15 protein-coding genes and 1 pseudogene are annotated in these 18426 nt (G+C 41.2%); 15 read left to right on the top strand and 1 reads right to left on the bottom strand.

The window, feature by feature from the left end:
- The first annotated feature begins 13 nt into the window (after positions 1 to 13).
- The 4 genes from AC27IJ_RS16935 to AC27IJ_RS16950 all read left to right on the top strand — a co-directional run bounded on the left by AC27IJ_RS16935 (position 14) and on the right by AC27IJ_RS16950 (position 7804).
- Entirely contained in the window at positions 14 to 2302 is a 2289-nt protein-coding gene (locus tag AC27IJ_RS16935; RefSeq protein WP_487149862.1) for a DUF4962 domain-containing protein, read from the top strand.
- Positions 2303 to 2331: 29 nt separating this feature from the next.
- On the top strand, positions 2332 to 4131 hold the full coding sequence (locus AC27IJ_RS16940; protein WP_487149864.1) for a DUF2264 domain-containing protein: 1800 nt from the start codon (positions 2332 to 2334) through the stop codon (positions 4129 to 4131).
- Between the two features lie 479 nt (positions 4132 to 4610).
- Positions 4611 to 5495: a methionyl-tRNA formyltransferase gene (fmt, locus tag AC27IJ_RS16945; protein WP_313258964.1), complete on the top strand. Its 885-nt coding sequence runs from the start codon at positions 4611 to 4613 to the stop codon at positions 5493 to 5495.
- A gap of 776 nt (positions 5496 to 6271) precedes the next feature.
- Positions 6272 to 7804, top strand: coding sequence for an ABC-F family ATP-binding cassette domain-containing protein (locus AC27IJ_RS16950; protein ID WP_313258962.1), 1533 nt, complete (start codon positions 6272 to 6274; stop codon positions 7802 to 7804).
- Between the two features lie 342 nt (positions 7805 to 8146).
- Here AC27IJ_RS16950 and AC27IJ_RS16955 read toward each other — a convergent pair whose 3' ends face one another.
- A complete protein-coding gene (locus tag AC27IJ_RS16955) occupies positions 8147 to 9487 on the bottom strand; it encodes an MATE family efflux transporter (protein WP_487149867.1) in 1341 nt (446 codons plus the stop codon).
- Positions 9488 to 10580: 1093 nt separating this feature from the next.
- Between AC27IJ_RS16955 and AC27IJ_RS16960 the strand changes: the two genes are divergently transcribed.
- The 11 genes and pseudogenes from AC27IJ_RS16960 to AC27IJ_RS17010 form a co-directional block, all read left to right on the top strand.
- Positions 10581 to 11252: a response regulator transcription factor gene (locus AC27IJ_RS16960; protein ID WP_312501684.1), complete on the top strand. Its 672-nt coding sequence runs from the start codon at positions 10581 to 10583 to the stop codon at positions 11250 to 11252.
- Positions 11249 to 12328 (top strand): sensor histidine kinase, encoded by a 1080-nt coding sequence (locus tag AC27IJ_RS16965; protein WP_487149869.1) that lies wholly within the window; start codon positions 11249 to 11251, stop codon positions 12326 to 12328. The genes AC27IJ_RS16960 and AC27IJ_RS16965 overlap by 4 nt, the downstream gene beginning before the upstream one ends.
- Before the next feature lie 52 nt (positions 12329 to 12380).
- The gene (locus AC27IJ_RS16970; RefSeq protein ID WP_312501688.1) at positions 12381 to 12914 is read left to right on the top strand and encodes a hypothetical protein; all 534 of its coding nucleotides are present in this window, start codon (positions 12381 to 12383) and stop codon (positions 12912 to 12914) included.
- Between the two features lie 14 nt (positions 12915 to 12928).
- Positions 12929 to 13849: a hypothetical protein gene (locus AC27IJ_RS16975; RefSeq protein ID WP_487149871.1), complete on the top strand. Its 921-nt coding sequence runs from the start codon at positions 12929 to 12931 to the stop codon at positions 13847 to 13849.
- Between the two features lie 208 nt (positions 13850 to 14057).
- A complete protein-coding gene (locus AC27IJ_RS16980) occupies positions 14058 to 14234 on the top strand; it encodes a hypothetical protein (protein ID WP_487149873.1) in 177 nt (58 codons plus the stop codon).
- A 71-nt stretch (positions 14235 to 14305) separates the two neighbouring features.
- Positions 14306 to 14803 (top strand): hypothetical protein, encoded by a 498-nt coding sequence (locus AC27IJ_RS16985; RefSeq protein ID WP_312443420.1) that lies wholly within the window; start codon positions 14306 to 14308, stop codon positions 14801 to 14803.
- Positions 14804 to 14915: 112 nt separating this feature from the next.
- Positions 14916 to 15284: a hypothetical protein gene (locus tag AC27IJ_RS16990; protein ID WP_312443418.1), complete on the top strand. Its 369-nt coding sequence runs from the start codon at positions 14916 to 14918 to the stop codon at positions 15282 to 15284.
- Between the two features lie 205 nt (positions 15285 to 15489).
- On the top strand, positions 15490 to 15756 hold the full coding sequence (locus tag AC27IJ_RS16995; RefSeq protein WP_487149876.1) for a hypothetical protein: 267 nt from the start codon (positions 15490 to 15492) through the stop codon (positions 15754 to 15756).
- A gap of 323 nt (positions 15757 to 16079) precedes the next feature.
- Positions 16080 to 17096, top strand: a complete 1017-nt coding sequence (locus tag AC27IJ_RS17000; RefSeq protein WP_312443414.1) for an NAD-dependent epimerase/dehydratase family protein — start codon at positions 16080 to 16082, stop codon at positions 17094 to 17096.
- Positions 17097 to 17110: 14 nt separating this feature from the next.
- A complete protein-coding gene (locus tag AC27IJ_RS17005) occupies positions 17111 to 17935 on the top strand; it encodes an SDR family oxidoreductase (protein WP_487149878.1) in 825 nt (274 codons plus the stop codon).
- Positions 17936 to 18288: 353 nt separating this feature from the next.
- Positions 18289 to 18405 (top strand): annotated as a pseudogene (locus tag AC27IJ_RS17010) (ATP-binding cassette domain-containing protein); the annotation flags it as partial.
- Between the last annotated feature and the right edge of the window lie 21 nt (positions 18406 to 18426).

An 18426-nucleotide genomic window follows, 5' to 3' on the forward strand; every position in this document is an offset into this window, starting at 1 on the left:
AGGAGTATGAGCTATGAGAGAATTACCAGAAACCAGGGAGTCTGTTCTAAGTATTAAATACCATCCGGACGGCCAGGTGCTGATGGAAAATCCGCCGCGTTTTACCTGGGTACCCTCCGGCAGCGAGGATCTTCAGTACCGCCTGCAGCTGTCTGCTTTTGAGGATTTCCCGGAGGGGAAGACAGAAGAACTGCGGCATCTGCCCTATAATTTCTGTACCCTGGACCATATTCTGGAGCCGGGAACCTATTATTGGAGGTACAGCCTGGAGGATGAGAACGAATATACCTTCAGCCGAATCCGCCGGTTTGAGATAAGCGAAAGCGCGGTAAAAACGCCGCTGCCATCCAGAGAGATGCGGTATTCTAATGGAGACAGCGGACATCCCCGCATCTGGTTAAATGGCCGGGAAATAGCAGAATTTCAAAAGGAGCTGGAACAGGACTGCAGCTACTGCAGATTTGAGACCTTTTACCGCCGTTCGGTGATGGATTATAAAGACCGGGAGTTTGTGAAAGAGCCTCTGCCCTATCCGGAAAATAAGCGGGTGATCCCGTTGTGGCGCCAGAACTACATGGACTGCCAGGAAGCCCTTTGCCATATCCGGTCCCTGGCCGTGGCCGGCGTTCTGCTTAAGGACCGGGAGCTGATTGAACAGGCGAAAGAAAGCCTTATGGAAATGGCGTCCTGGGACAGCGAAGGCCCCACCAAACGGGATTACAACGATGAATGTGCATTCCGCGTGGCCTACGGCCTGGCCTTTGGATATGACTGGCTGTATGGCTTTTTGACAGAGGAAGAACAGTCTCAGGTGAGTCGGCAGCTATTTGTGCGCACAAAGCAAGTGGCAGACCATATCATTGCCAGAACCAGAATCCATTATTCCCTGTACGACAGCCACGCTGTCCGTTCCTTGTCCTCCGTCATTATCCCCTGTTGCATTGCACTTCTGGGAGAATATGAGGAAGCCAGGCTTTGGCTGGATTATGCCATAGAATATTTAAGCGTAATTTATACTCCATGGGGAGGAGAGGACGGGGGTTGGGCGGAAGGGGCCGGTTACTGGACCACGGCTATGGCTTTTGTGATGGAGGCCATGAATACAGTAAAGAGCTATACGGGAATTGATCTGTATCAGAGGCCTTTTTTCCAGAAAACCGGCAATTTCCCACTGTACTGCAATCCGGTAGATACTTATCGGGCCAGCTTCTGTGACCAGTCCAATCTGGGAGATTATCCCGGCCATAAGGTGGCATTTAACATCCGTCAGCTGGCGGGAGTGACCGGCAGCGGGAATTACCAGTGGTTTTATGAAAAAGTCATGGAACGGGAGCCGGAAATCAGTCAGGAGTTTTATAACAAGGGCTGGTGGGATTTTTATTTTGATGATATGGTGTACCGCTATGATTACCGGGACAGCATAATTAAAGAGCAGGAGGAGCCGCCTCTTGTTTCCTGGTTCCGGGATGTGGGCTGGGTGGCTATTAATAAGGATTTAAAGAATTTCGATGATCACATATTTTTTCTTACAAAAAGCAGCCCTTATGGAAGCGTAAGCCACAGCCACGGAGATCAGAATACCTTTGTACTCTTTGCTTATGGGGAGCCCTTAATTATCCAGAGCGGCTATTATATTGGCTTTAATTCCTCCATGCACCGCCAATGGAGACGCCAGACCAAATCTCACAATACTATCCTGATTAACGGAAAAGGGCAGTATGGGGAAATGGATAAGGTCAGACAGCTAAAAGCCAGGGGCCGGGTGGAAGCGGTGGAAGAACGTGTGGATTTTGTATACATCCGTGAAAATGCCACCAATTCTTATGGGGAACAGCTTCCTGAATTAAAAAATTACACACGGGAGATTTACTTTGTGAATCAGTCCTATTTTGTGATGGTAGATTCGGTGGAAACTGAAAATCCCTCATCCATTGACTGGCTGCTGCACAGTCAGGTGCCATTTGAACTGGCGGGGGAGAAGTTTTTCATTCACAGAGAAAGGGCGGAGCTGGAAGGGCGTCTGGTCTATTGCTCTTCCGGCTTTGCAGGCATCAGCCAGAGCGATGTGTTTGAAGGCGTTGCAGAAGAGGAATTGAAAGGGCTTGATAACCAGTGGCATCTGGATGTAAAAAGCGGCAGGGCTTTAAAACAGGTTATGGTGACACTTCTGATTCCGAAGAAAGCGGGACAGCAAAAACAGGTCAATGTCATTAAAGACGATCAGGGTATGGATATCTTCTATTATTTTGACTGTGATGGGAAAACATTTTCCCTTAAGGTAGACGGAGGCTGCAGGCACTGAAAATGGGAAATGAACAGGGAGATAAAAGTATGGATAAGTGGAAACATCGGGAAATAAGGACAAGAAATGACGCAGCAGAGCTGCTCCTGGATATGATACGACCACTGAAAGATTTCTACAGTCCGGGGCACAGCTGGCTGAAAGCAGGACACACAGGAGCCCACTATGGAAACCGGGCGGCCTGGATGGAGGGTTTTGCCAGGGTCATGTGGGGGCTTGGTCCGCTGTGGTCACAGGATAACAGCAGACTGCCGGACCGCTTAAAAAAAGAAGCGGAGGAATGGCTTTCCTGGTATCTGGAGGGCATCATTCACGGAACAGATCCGATTCATGAGGAGTACTGGGGAGATCTGGTGGATTACGATCAGAAAATGGTGGAAATGGCAGCCCTCGTAACGGCTGTCAGCCTGTCGCCGGGAAAATTATGGGACCCGTTGACAAATACACAAAAAGAAAATCTGTATACCTGGCTGAATCAGATAAATCAAAAGCAGGTGCATCCCAACAACTGGAGATTTTTCCGGATTCTGGTAAACATGATGTTCCGGCTTTTAGAGCTTCCATGGTCTGAGGAGGCCATGAAGGACGATATAGAGGTGATTGAGAGCTGCTATACGGGCGATGGCTGGTATTATGATGGAAATCCCGGCCAGGTGGATTACTATATTCCCTTTGCAATGCATTTTTACGGGCTGGTATATGCCAGGCTGATGGAGAAAAAGGACCCGGCGCAAAGCCGTATATTTAAAGAGCGTTCGAGCCTGTTTTCCAGAGATTTTATTTACTGGTTTGCAGGAGACGGCCAGGAAGTTCCCTATGGGAGAAGCTTAACCTACCGGTTTGCACACAGCGCTTTCTTTGGAGCCATGGGCTTTGCCCAGGTGGAAGGGCCTGGATACGGTGTCATGAAACACCTGGCCCTTAAGAATCTGGAACAGTGGGTCCGCCGTCCGGTGTTTGATAATGCCGGTGTACTGACCATCGGATATTGGTACCCGAACCTGTTTATGAGTGAGCGCTACAATGCGCCTGGGTCTCCCTACTGGGCGCTGAAAGCGTTCTTTCTCCTGGCGATTCCGGAGGAACATCCTTTCTGGCTGGTACAGGAGACGGAATACCCTTACGAGGAAAAGAAACTGCTTTCCCATCCCCATATGCTGATTACTCATGACAGCCGTCATCATGTATTGGCTTATGTGGCCGGACAGCATTGCAGAAATCACGGAGGCTGTCCGGAAAAATATGAAAAGTTCGTTTATTCGAATAAATTTGGATTCAGCATATCCAGGGGATTCGGCTTGTCAGAGGGTGCCTTTGATAACACGCTGGCCGCATCCCTGGCCGGTGAGGAGCGGTACCAGATGCGTTATGGGGCCGAATCCTGTGAGATTACGGAGCAGGAAGTGAAGCTTTCGTACCGGCTGATGCCCGGTGTAAGAGTCACAAGCCGGATCATCCCCCAGGGAGCCTGGCATGTGAGAATCCATGAGATATGCACAGAACACGAAATTGATGTGGTGGACGGAGGTTTTTCCATTAGGGTGGAATCTGGAAAATATGAAGCACATCATGTTGAAATAAAAGAAGGGATGGCAGCCGCACATTTTCCATGGGGAATCAGCAAGGTTGTCAGCCTAAGCGGAGGAACCGGAATCATCGTCGATGCCTTTCCCAATACAAACTTATTTCATTCTCTGACAATCATACCAACGATCCGCCACTGCCTGAGGCCGGGAGTTCATAAAATCATCACCTGTGTGATGGCGGATGATTCGGAAGATGCAATGGAGTTAAGCGTGGGGATTCCGGATGTCAGCAATTTCATATAACGCTTTTTGACCCATTACAATTGAAAAACAAGACTTTGAACACGTTATACTTCACACATTAATGAAGTATAACGTGTTCTATTTTATTTCTATGAAGTATAAAGAATATATCTTTACCCAAGTTGTACAAATATCTACAGACACTCTAAAAACATACAAAACCTGAACCGCAAAAAATGACTTATTCCGAGGTGAAAGATATAATCGGAAAAAAGAACCAGATTTTTCGCGGACTGTTCTTATTGAAGGTATCAAAGATAGGTGTGAGAAAAGGGTATATAGCACAGTAACATTCGAAAGCTACAATCTTAAACGAAACAAAGTCAGAAAAAAATATTGTAAGCATTTCTTTTTTGTATTATTATTAAGTAGAGTGAAAATCTTATCTGAGTTGACTTTGTAAATTGCCAATGTAGAAGCTATTTTATATTATCACAGGAAGAAGTAGATGAAATAAATAAAGACGAGGACAAAAAAATATGAAAGTATTATTTATGGGAACCCCTGAGTTTGCAAAAATTTCGCTCGAATGTCTCGTGAAAAACGAATATAATATCGCAGGGGTTGTCACACAGCCAGATAAACCTGCGGGCAGAAAAATGACTTTGACCCCGTCGCCCGTGAAAGAATATGCCTCCGGCGAGAATATTCCCGTTTATCAGCCGCAAAGCTTAAAAAGCGAAGATTTTTTTGATTTGTTAAAATCAATTAATCCCGATATAATCGTTGTGGTTGCTTACGGGAAGCTCATACCCAAAAACGTCTTAGATTTTCCGAAGCATGGCTGCGTAAACGTTCACGGGTCGCTACTGCCGAAATACAGGGGAGCCTCACCGATAAACGCCGCGATTATAAACGGCGAAAAAATCACGGGGATTACTACTCAGTATATGGAAGAGGGCATAGACACGGGCGACATGTTACTTAAAGAATCAATTGAAATCGGCGAAAACGAAACTTATGGAGAGCTGCACGATAAATTGGCACAAATCGGCGGCAGATTATTAATTGATACGCTTGAGCAAATAAAGGGCGGGACTGTGAAACGGGAAAAACAGCCTGACGACGGCGCGTCTTACGTGGGAAAAATAGATAATACTATGTGCGAAATCGACTGGAATCTGACAGCGCAGGAAATACACGATAAAATCAGAGGGCTTTCACCTGTGCCGGCTGCGTTTACTTATATAAACGGCAGAAAATTAAAGATTTTTAAATCAAGGATCTCGGACGACGGTATTGTGGAGCTGCTGGAAGTGCAAATAGAAGGCGGAAAAAGAATGAACGCGAGGGATTTTGCAAATGGCAGAAAAAATACTGAAAGCGACGACCGTGAGGGAAGATTGTTTAAATTCTCTCGTTAATTTTGAAAAAGATAAAAAATATTCAAATATAGAATTGAGCGGAGCCGTAGACAGATATAATTTCAATAATAATGATTTGGATAAGCTGTATCGCTACGGTTATGTATTTTTATTCAATCAACCCGGTGTAGTCTTTAATAAAAAGTCATACTAAATAAATAGTATCTAATGAAATAACGACAAAACCTCCACGATTTTACTTTTTCAGTTTTCCAGGGAAAATATAGAAAAATGACAAAACTGCTCCATTCCAGATCCGCAGGTGATGTGCAGCCGCTGCAAGACCAGGTAAGCCATTTCCTAAGGAGCAGCGGCCTTTTGTCAAAAGTACCTGTGATATAGAAAAGATGTTAACAGATCGAAAATTGACAGCGCCAAAAACCTGTGTTATAATGATTGCGTTTCAGTAAAGGAGAGAATAATATGAACTTCTATTTGACCAATCAACTTGTAAAGAAACTCAACTCTGTACAATTCATACCGATGAAACATTGTACAGAGTATAGCGTATAGATGACGCATTAAGATTTCATCGGAAAGCAGGGCAATATTCATACTGATACAGTTGGTATGCTATTGCTTCTTTCCGTGTGTAAATTTAGCGTATAAAAGGCTATGGGCAATGTTTTGTCCGTAGCCTTTTGCTTTTAAAATATCGGTTTGTATAGAACTGAGAGGCAGAAGGCAAATACACTTGTGTGTATTGTCTTCTGCCTTTTTGCGTTTTTACACATGGTTGCTGGTTTAACAACAGAAATGAAAGGACTTTGATTAACATGAGCTTACTAGAAATTAACGGATTATCACATTCTTTTGGAGATAATCTACTTTACAAAAATGCGGAATTGACCCTCAACAAAGGCGAACATATTGGTATCGTTGGACAGAACGGAACTGGAAAAAGCACTTTGATTAAAATTTGCACCGAGCAGGTGATGCCGGACGCCGGACGGATTATCTGGCAGTCCAATATCTCTGTTGGTTATCTCGGCCAGTATGCGGAAATAGACCATAGCTTAACTATGAAAGAATTTTTGAAATCAGCATTTTCAAGACTATATGAAATTGAAAATGAAATGGGTGCATTATATGAGATGGCCGCAAACGGCGATATGAGATATCTGGAACGTGCAGCTAAACTTCAGGAAGAACTTGAAAGGCATGATTTTTATTCGATTGATACACATATCGAACAAGTGGCAAACGGATTGGGATTGCTTGCTATTGGTCTTGCCCGTCCGATTGAGCAAATGAGCGGAGGCCAGCGTGCAAAGGTAATTTTAGCAAAATTACTTCTGGAAAAGCCAGATGTACTTTTGCTTGATGAACCAACAAACTTTTTGGATAAAGAACACATTTCATGGCTTGCCGATTATTTATCAAGATTGGAAAATGCTTTTATGATAGTATCACATGACTTTGCCTTTTTAGATAAAATCACAAATCGTATTTGTGATATAGACAATGATACCATTACAAAATATTATGGCACCTATTCAGAGTTTTTGAAAAAGAAAACTCTGCTGCGAGAAGATTATATTAAGCAATATTCAACACAACAAAAGGAAATCAAAAAGACAGAGGAGTTTATAAGAAAAAATATTGCCGGACGAAAATCAAAAATGGCAAGAGGCCGCCAGAAGCAGCTTGATCGCATGGAAAAAATGGAAGCCTTATCGCAGAAGGAAATAAAGCCATATTTTTATTTTCCAGAATTACCTTTGACGAATGCAGAGCATTTAGCAGTTAAACACTTAGCAATTGGCTACCATTACCCTGTGTTGTCTGATATTGATTTTAGTATAAAAGGCGGACAAAAGGTAGTGATTACTGGGTTTAACGGAATTGGAAAGTCAACGCTGCTAAAAACTCTGGTTGGGCAAATTCCGTCCATGCAAGGTTTATATAAATACTCTGAGCAAGTAACTCTTGGATATTTTGAACAGGATTTGTCATGGCCTGATGAAACAAGAACACCCATTCAGATTATTTCAGATGCCTATCCGAATCTGGTAATAAAAGACGTTAGAAAAAAATTAGCCAGATGTGGTATTTCAAGCAAGCACGCTATGCAATCAATCGGGACATTAAGCGGCGGAGAACAGGCAAAAGTGAAATTGTGTCTATTGACATTAACGCCATGCAATTTTCTGATTATGGACGAACCGACAAATCATTTAGACGTTCATGCAAAAGACTCCTTAAAAACAGCCTTGTCGGAATATTCGGGGACTATTTTACTGGTTTCACATGAAGAAGCATTTTATCAGGATTGGGCACTAAGGGTCATTGACATAGAGAAACGGTAAAAATATTCTAAATATCCTAAACTGCCCGGCAGCAGAAAAGAAAAAAACGCTGCAGGGCAGGAGGTTTTTGGAATTATGTAAGTTTGTCGCTAAAGCTGTTTATTCTATAGTAAAAAGGGGTTCCGATGCAAGCGTGTTTTCCGGAAAAAATTATTTACAAATAGCGTCTGTTGTTGAACTACCCATATTTCTTATTGTAGAAAAAGCTGATAGGATAGAGGTTGTAGCGTGCGGTTATTCTCGGAAACAAGGTTGACATTAAACAAAAAAAGTGCTAAAAACCGAAAATCTAGCCTGTTAACTTTCCGGTAACCAAATGGCTGCTTTCAGCCCTACCGCTTATCATAGAATATCCGTTTTTACAGAAATTTCTTCACACACTCGTTTTAGACTTGCTTTAAATTTACAAATAAAAATGTATGCACTTACCAAATAACTCAATCCCATTAATATGAATAATGGATATAGATTTTTTACAAATAAAATTACAAATATCAATGTAATTGTATTTATAATTGAAGTTATCTTAAAGACAAATTTTGATTCACCTAAGGATTGACACGCAGAACGATATATCGTTTTTATATAATTAAATGACTGAATTAAAATTGCTATCCATAAGTATTTTATAGATGAATTAATCAAATTAGCATCAGGTGTGATAAGTATAATAAAATGCTCTTTAAATGATAAGATCACTATGAATAAAACCACAAAAATAACTAACAACATTTGTACTATTTTTTTACTGGTTCGTATGATTGAATTATATTCCTTTTTTCCATATTCTTCACTTATAATTGACATATTGGCTTGCTGATAAGCAAACATAGGCATAAGTAAAATATTAATAATCATTAAAAGTAAGTTATAAGTTGCTAATTGTAATTCACCTAATCTTGCTATAACTGCACTTATTCCTACTACAAATACCAATTCTTCAATACATTCCTGACCTATAAAAGGTAATGCCTTTCTAAAGACTTGCCTGGTATCTTTTAGTACACTCTTAAATTGAAATTTCATACGTATAAATTTTCGTACAATCAAAAAATATAAAAGTAAATTTATTATTAGAGCAATTATACTTGCAATAGCCGCTCCTTGACTTCCTAAGCTAGGAAATCCAAACTTTCCAAATATCAAAATATAATCTAAAACAACATTTAATATATTTACTATCAAAGTAATTAAAAATATATGATTTGTTTTCCTGAATATTTTGAATATCGCAGAAAATACAAATATCAACATATTTAGAATAATAGAAAGACTATAAATTTCCAGATACTTTTCGGCTTCTAATAATGTATCTCCTGTTAACGCAAATCCCTTAGATAGTATACTTTCCATAAATACATTTATTAAAAATACAATAATTATTGATATTATAAAATTTAAGATAAAGGTAGAAGAATAAACTACCCTCAAACCATTTAAATTATTTTCACCCTTTAGTTTTGAACCAAGAATATTAAATGAAATTGAAATGGCACCTAACACACCTACTAGAGAATTTATTATCATAGTTACAAAGCCTACTCCCGCATAAGCGGAAACTGATATATGAGCAACAAAGGCCTGATCTATAATGCCAATTAAGATACTGGACATTGATGTAAGGACTAATGGGATAGCCAAATTATTAATCTCTTTTAACCTTAAATCAAAAAAGTTCTTCATATATTAATTCCTAGTATGGTATTAAAATTAAGTTCACTTAACTTCTCTTGTATTAGCACATTACAAGAATAACCATCAAGAAATTGATTGATACTTTTTTTTACCATGTCAGACCCTATATAATATTTTTCTATAAAGTAATCTACCATTTTATCATAACTCATATTTAACGAAATGCAATATAATATTTCAGCTCCTATATAATTAAGCCTAATAAATTCAAGATTAATCGTGTCAAAGGTTATATAACAGTTTTCTTCTTGTCTAAAAATTAGAGACTTAACTCCATCTATATAAAAACAATTTGGCATATGCATTAAGTATTTACCTCCTTTTTATAAAAACAACTTTCATCTGATCCAAGTAAATCTCCACTCATATTATAAGCAGCAGAACTGGCTTCTGATAAGTCATAAACTCCCCCTCCTCTCCAGAAAAATTTACATTGCAAAATATGATTAAATTGTATATATTTTTACAATGATTGTCAAAAGTTTCTTGTCGCACTTTTTTACACGTTGCCGTTGAACATTTAGTTAAGATTTATATTCATGAGATTACTACTAATGAATTTCAAATTGCCTTTACGTTGTTGTTAAAACTACTGGCTGATAAATCTTTTGATCTCTCAATCAGGCTGGGACTATTTTCATTGTCTGTGGCAGGTTATTGAGACAAATGGTGATGCTCTTTAGGAGAACTGTTTACAACAGTCTGACAGAATGAATCGAAATCAACCGGGAAGACTGGAAATAATGTAAATAACATTGCTTCCAGTTTTTTAGATTGCTTGCTGGAGTTATACTACTAAGAAAGAGGCCGAGGAGGGCGTTATTGAAGACATTGCTGCAACAGATGGAAAATGCAAGTGCATTAACTGCTGCGGAGAAGGAACTTGTTGATTCTATATAAAATTTAAACTGATGATAAGAAGATAAAAACGTCAAAACCCAATAATAAAAATTTCCAAATTTAAAGCAAAAAATATGTAAAAACAAAAAAAGATTTATAAACTTTTCAAAAATCTTCAAACTTAAACAATTCTTAAACAATTGGGTATTATAATTAAGAAAAAGCCGTAAGGAGAATGGGTATGATTAATATTCTGGTGGTAGAAGATGATGTAAATTTGAATCGGATTGTCTGCTCTTATTTAAACAACAGTGGATTTCAGGCGAAAGGATGCCTGGGGGCACAGGAAGCTTATGATGCAATGTATAATAACATGTTTGAGCTGATCGTCTCGGACATTATGATGCCGGAGATTGATGGCTTTGAGTTTGCCAGAACGGTCCGTCAGGTGAATAAAACCATCCCGATCCTGTTTATGTCGGCCAAGGATGACTTGCCCTCAAAGCAGAAAGGCTTTCAGTTAGGCATTGATGACTATATGGTAAAACCGATTGAATTTGATGAACTGTTACTCCGAGTCCGGGCATTACTGCGGAGAGCCAATATTGAGACGGAACGAAAAATTGCCGTTGGAAATCTGGAGCTGGATGCAGATGCCATGTCGGCTGTCGTTGATGGTACAGAGGTTCCTACAACAACCAGGGAGTTCAATATCTTATACAAGCTGCTTTCTTATCCGAATAAGACTTTTTCCCGGGTACAGCTGATGGACGAATTCTGGGACGTTGACACAGAAACCAATTTAAGAGCCGTGGATGTGTATATTACCAAGCTGCGTGATAAATTTTCCGTGTGCGATGGGTTTAAGATTGTTACAATTCGTGGATTGGGTTATAAGGCGGTGCAGCAATGACACAGCAGACTGCAGGAAAAGAATATAAAGTCAGGCAATCCCTGTTTTCCATGCCTTTGTTCTGGAAGATCATGCTGACTGTTCTTCTTGTATCCGGAGTTCACAGCGGCCTTACCGTTTTAATGACCAGACTGGAAATGTATGGTGGTATTGCAACCGCAATTATCTTGGCTTACTGGTTCGTGATATCCATCAACTTTACCTTGTTTATCCGATATCAGATCCGGAAGATTTATGAGGCCCCTATGAAGGAACTGGCGAAAGCGGCAAATGCCGTTGCTCAAGGGGATTTCTCGGTCTATCTTCCGGCGAAACATACGGTGGAGCAGCTGGACTATCTTGATGTTATGTTCATGGACTTTAATAAAATGGTGGAAGAGCTGGGGAGCATCGAAACACTGAAGACGGATTTCTTCTCCAATGTTTCCCATGAGATCAAGACTCCACTGGCGGTTATTCAAAACTATGCCCAGAGCATGCAGGATCCGAACTTGCCGGAGGAACTTAGGCAGGAGTACATTAGAACAATTATCCAGTCTTCCCGGAAGCTGTCCAAGCTGATCACCAATATTTTAAAGCTGAATAAGCTTGAGAAGCAAAATATTCAGCCGGTGGCAGAGTCTTACGATCTATGCGAGCAGTTACAGGAATGTACCTTGCAGTTTATCAATTTGTGGGAAGAGAAAGGGATTGAATTGGAAGCTGATCTGGAAGACCGGTTAAGAATTGAAGCGGACCCAAGCCTGTTAGAACTAGTATGGAATAATTTGATATCCAATGCGATCAAGTTTACAGAACCGGGCGGGTCAGTGATGGTGGAACAAACATCGACCAAAGAGGAAGTGGTGGTATCGGTCCGTGATACCGGTTGTGGAATGACCAAAGAAACCATCAATCATATCTTTGACAAGTTTTATCAAGGGGATACGTCTCGCTCTATGGAAGGGAACGGACTTGGCCTGGCACTGACATTTCGAGTGGTTGAACTGGCGGGCGGAACACTTTCGGTTGAGAGTGAGTTTGGAAAGGGTTCTAAATTTACCGTTCGTTTACCGATCAGCAGAACCAGTAAATAAGGGAAATCCCTGGTAAAGACTCAGGGAAATTAAAGAAGTGGAGTAAGAGGATATGGAGAATATAAAACAGAAGGATTATATCGGATATGAATATAAAGAGGTGGTGGTGGATAGCAGCCGGATCTCTCAGTACCTGGATGGTTATGAGAACTTTGGCTGGGTACCGGATGAAAACCATCAAATAAAAGAAAAGGGCAGTACCATTTTGCGGCTCAAGCGTAACCGGAAGATTATCAACAAGGCAGAGCTGACGAGACTGCAGCAAAATTTTGAGGACTGCTTGAAGCAGATTGATGGTCTGGAGAAGTCAAAGCACCAGGCGGCAGTCATAGCAGCACTGACGATTGGGTTGATTGGAACTGCCTTTATGGCAGGTGCCACCTTTGCGGCTGTTCATCAGCCACCGATTGTGTGGCTGTGTATCCTGCTGGCAATTCCGGGATTTCTGGGTTGGATCATGCCGTATTTTGCCTATAACTTTATGTTGAAGAAACGGAATGAGACGGTGGCACCATTGATCGAAGCAAAATATGAGGAGATTCATACGGTTTGCGAGAAAGGAAACCACTTGTCAGGAAATAATTAAGTGTGGAGAGAGCGATGGAACGGAGAAACGGACGAAAAGCGGAAGAGGGAAGAATAAGAATAAAATTGCCGCATATGAAGTGGCCCCTGCGGATGCTGCTTTACTTTTTAACACTTTTGTCTGCCGGCCTTTCACTAGCCACAGTATTGTTTCATTCCTTTCACAAGATTGTTGAGATTGCTATTTTTGTTGCTGCCGGATGTGGCCTGGCTCTGTCCTGCTGTTATTTATATCAGGATTTGCGGTATGGGGTGAGGGAGAAGATAAAACCGGGGATTGAGACAAATTCGTTTACCCGCCGGGTGATTTCTGATTACCGGTACCGGACAGTGCTGTTTGCTCATTCATCTCTGGCTGTCAACCTGCTTTTTGCCTTGAGTAACGGAGTGTTTGGGATTGTATATCATTCGGCCTGGTTTGGGGCTTTATCCGGATACTATTTGGTCCTCAGTGTGATGCGTTTTATTGCTATCAGATATGAGAGAAAACATCGCAACACTGAACATAACCAAGTGGTGAAGCGAAAAGAACTGTATGCCTTCCGTAATAGTGGCATTCTGTTTATTGTTTTGACTTTGGCACTTTTTATATCGGTAATCCAGATGGTTTTTTATGGACAGGTTAAAAACTATCCGGGAACACTGATTTTTGCAGTTGCTGCCTATACGTTCTATAAGATTGGCATTGCCGTATTTCATCTGTTTAAGGTAGGAAGAATGAATTCGCTGTTGTTACGCATGATCCGCAATATCGGTTATGCCGACGCATTGGTATCGCTGGTTTCCCTGCAGACGGCGATGTTTGTTTCGTTTGGTGATGGAACGGATACCAGGACAATGAATCTGCTGACTGGGGGAGTCGTCTGCCTGATGATTTTACTCATGGGGATTTATATGATCCGTTTAGCGGGAAAACAATTGGCTCAAATGGAATAGAATCGATCTGCCGGCCCGGCAGTGATTGCTTACAGAGTTTTGGGAATGATCCCGGGGCTCTTTTTTTATGCGGCAAAATTAAATTAACATTTCTAAAACAAAATTCAGACAAAACAGCAATATTGGTATTGCATAATTAGGACATCAGACAGGGAACAAAAAAATGTCTCACCTGTAAATATGAAGAGAGTGCAAAGGAGGATTAGTAATGAAGAAAAAGGCAATAGCAGCAATTGCAGTGGCCGGAGCGGCGGCAGTCATTGGAGTCGTAATAAGAAATCAGAAAAAGTTGGATGAGGACAACAGAAAAAATGAAAGGAGATATCATCATGGGTTCTCAAGCGTTTCTCAAACAATACCGGATTATAATGCTGATATAAGATGAAGAAAAGAAACGCAGTTTTAAACTACAGGTATTTGAAAAGCAGCGTTTGATGAAAAATGGAGGAATGAAATATGAAGAAGGTATCAATTTTGCTGACAAAATATTTGGACCCGCTTTCCAGCCTGGTGTATTATGTTACCGGCCGTGGATATACCCATATTTCACTGGGGTTGGAAGAAGAGGAGGCGGACCGATATTACAGCTTTAACTTCAAAGGTTTTTGTGTGGAGACCATTGAAAAGCACCGCCGCCGGGGCGTGGATAAAAGCATCTGCTATCAGATTGAAATTACGGATGAGTCCTATCAGATTTTAAAGGAAACGATACAGCAGTTTGAAGAGAACCGGGAAGCGTATCGATATACAAAAGCCGGTGTCCTGTTTGCAATGCTGCATCTGCCATTTCAGAGAAACAATTACTACTTTTGTTCCCAGTTTGTGGCGGAGCTGCTGATTGTCTCCGGGGCGATGGCTCTTAGGAAGTCAGCGAATCTGTATCTGCCCAATCATCTGTCGGTAGAGCTGGAACGTTTTTGTGGGCTTCGGCAAGTGATACCCAATGTAGTATAGAAATTCAATTAACAAAATTCAAACAAAACAGAAGCAAATCTTAAATAAAGGAACTTTATAATAAGGACATAACAACTGAAACAAATAAAAATGAAAAATCAGGAGGTTCAGTATGAAAAAAAGTAGTTTTATCGCATTGGTGCTAGGAATCATCAGCAGTATGTTTTTAGGAATTGGAATGTGTATGGCTTTGCTGCCGGAATGGAATGCATTTAAACCAGGATGTGTCATTGGCTGTATCGGCCTTGTCCTGGCTCTGTGTACAGTAGGCACATGGCGGAAAATGGAAAACAAAGCCACAATCAAAATCAGCGGGAAGCTTATTGGTATTATTTTACTGGGCATTCTCAGTTCACTGACTCTTGGAGTCGGAATGTGTTTAGTAATGGTATGGAGTAACATCATGGTCGGTATCGTGGTTGGCCTGGTCGGAATTTTGATGCTCTTATGTTTAATCCCTCTTTGCATCGGTATTAAATAATTGCATACTGTTTTTACATCAAAATCCTGCCGGACAGCTCCGGCAGGATTTTTTTCTTAAGTGGATCGTATGAATCGAATTAACAATACTTAAATGAATTACAAGCAATTTAGCAACATTGGAATGATAAGATTGCTTTAACAGACAGGAGCAGCTGCAAAACCTTGATCTTGTGACAAATAAAACATGAACAGGAGATTGAAATATGAGTAAAAACTATCGGTTAAAAGTAGGAAAAGTGGGACACAAAGTAGTTGATGCATACAAGGATGTGGAAGAGAAGTTCTGTGATGCCTTCCTGGAGAAAGATGTAAACAGTGAGCAGGGCTATTCTCTGAAAACCGGTGCGACTGCAAAGAAAGCGGTCGGAGTCTACAAGAAGATTGAAGATAGTGTTGTTGGTGGATATAAGAAAATTGAAGAGAAGTTTGTTGATGCATTTCTTGAAGAAGTGGATTCTGAGGAAGAGTAAGAATCCTTTATAAATGCAGACAAAGGAGAACATTGAATGAAGAAAATTGCATTGGCAATATCAGCGATCATTATGATTGCCGGAATTGCGATTACAACCGTCTGGTTACCGGATGACAGATTTTGAAGAATAAAAATAATGACTGGCTGCTCTTTAACAATAGTGAAATAATTCATAAATCTTTCCTAAACATTGCTTCGCTATGATAGGAACATAGAAAACAGGAAGGAGACATAATTGGTTTTGAGCATTTACAGTATGGAATAAGCAAACAATCAAACAAATAATAAAACTATAACAAGCAAAAGGAAGGAAATGATATCATGAACAATACCATTTATTTAGTAACCGGAGCAGCCGGATTTTTAGGAAACAACATTTCACGCTTACTAATCGAGCAGGGGAAGAGTGTCAGAGCATTGGTCTTGAAGGGAGACCCGGCCGCTGAGAACATTCCTCAAGGAGTAGATATTGTAGAAGGTGATTTGACAGATTTTGATTCCTGTGAACGATTTTTTGAAGTCCCGGAAGGAAAAGAAGTGATTGTGATTCATGTGGCCAGTGTAGTTGCCATCTCTCCGGAGCCCAGTGAACTTGTTTATAAGGTAAACGTAGAGGGAACCAGAAATATTGTTGACCTGTGTGTCCATCATAAAGTGAAAAAACTGGTATACATCAGCTCGACCGGAGGCATCCCGGAGTTACCGGCCGGAACACTGATCTGTGAGCCTAAGACAAGTGAAGATTTTGATCCGGATGGAGTGATGGGATATTACAGCAAAACAAAAGCACTGGCAACCCAGTATGTATTGGATGCAGTGAGAAATACCGGTCTCAATGCATCCGTCGTGTACCCGACTGGTATCTGCGGTCCGGATGACTATGCGTTTGGCCCGGTAGCCAGTGTCATTATGAAGTATTGCCGTGGAGAGATGAAAGTCGGGATTGAAGGTTCCTTTAACTCTGTAGATGTCAGAGACCTAGCTGACGGTGTGATCTCCTGTGCGAAAAATGGGCGTGCCGGTGAAGGCTATATCATGGGGAATGAAACAGTAACCATGAAACAGATGTTTGAGCTGATCAGCCAGACCAGCGGTGCCCCGATGGTGGAAACTATCCTGTCCGTGGAAGCAATGCGGGCGGCAACAGAAAAGCAGTTACCAGATGGGCCAGAAAAAGAAAAAGCCATGGCAGCCATGGAATTCAGTATGTACAACTTAACAAGAAACAATAACTTCAGCAGTCAGAAAGCAATTAACGTATTGGGTTATAAAACCAGACCATTTGTTGAAACCATTACCGATGAAGTTCGTTGGCTGCAGTCACTGGGAAAAATTTGAGAGGAGAACAGACAGTGAAACATATTAGCGTAATTACAGGCGGAGGAAGTGGGATTGGCCTTGCAGCTGCAAAATATATTGGAACTACCAATCATGTAATCGTGGTCGGAAGAACCGTGAGTAAACTGGAGGCAGCGATTGAGGAATTAAAAGGACTGGGAATTTCGGCAGAAAGCTTCCCTTGTGATGCGAGCAATCGGGAGTCGGTCAGAAAACTGGCGAAGTATGCTGCCAGCTGCGGAACGGTGAAGAGCGTTGTCCATGCTGCCGGAATGTCCCCGCATATGGCCGGAGCAGAGATGTTATTCCGTGTCAATGCTATGAGCTGCATTTATATCAATGAAGAACTTGCTAAAGTGATGGATCCGGGCGGATGCATTATTGATATATCATCCATGTCAGCCTATATGATGCCGGAGGAGCATTTGCCGGTTGCTGATTATAATTTAAGCTTAACGGATGCCCAGGCGTTTGAAGAAACGATTCTGGCAAGACTTAAGCAAGTTCCTGAAAACATGGCCGCTAACTTTGCCTATGCAATATCGAAGAATTTTATTGTCTGGTATGCAAAACGCAGTTCTTACTTATGTGGTAAGAAAGGAATTCGGGTATTATCTGTATCCCCTGGAACCTTTGCTACTCCGATGGGGGATCTGGAAGGAGAGGAAGCAGCCGGAATTGCAAAACAGGGAAGCCTGGGCCGGGTTGGAGATCCAGAGGAGATCGCGGTACTTCTTAATTTCCTGGTCAGCAAAGCCGCAAGTTATCTGACCGGTACCGATATTTTGTGTGATGGTGGTGCCATTGCCGGTATGTTGTATGCTCAGGGTGGAAGATAAATAAGCTGCAGTAAGTAGGGATAAACGGAATCCTGTCTGATTATCGTTTATCTCTTTATTTTTGGAATTTTATAAGGACTGGTATGTGTGGAAATCATATGCCGGTCTTTTTTATACAGAAAAGGTAATTAATAATTCTCAAACAAAACTGAACCAATATAGAAATAATTGTATGGTATTTTATTTACAGAGTTAAAAATACGGGAGGAAATGTAGAATGAACGCAATCAAGACTATTGATTTATGCAAGCAATACGGGAATAAAAATGTTGTGAATCATCTGAATATCACAGTGCCCCAGGGAGCCATTTATGGCTTCATTGGCAGAAATGGAGCGGGAAATCGGCAACTCAACAATGAAGAAAAAAGCAAAAAACCTCTCTTTGGGTATGAGACAGCGGCTGGGGCTGGCAGTTGCCATGCTAGGAGAGCCGGAGCTGTTAGTGCTGGATGAGCCGATCAATGGACTGCAATGCTGAAAAAGGTTGTGT

It is taken from the genome of Lacrimispora sp. YZC11 (assembly GCF_057543815.1).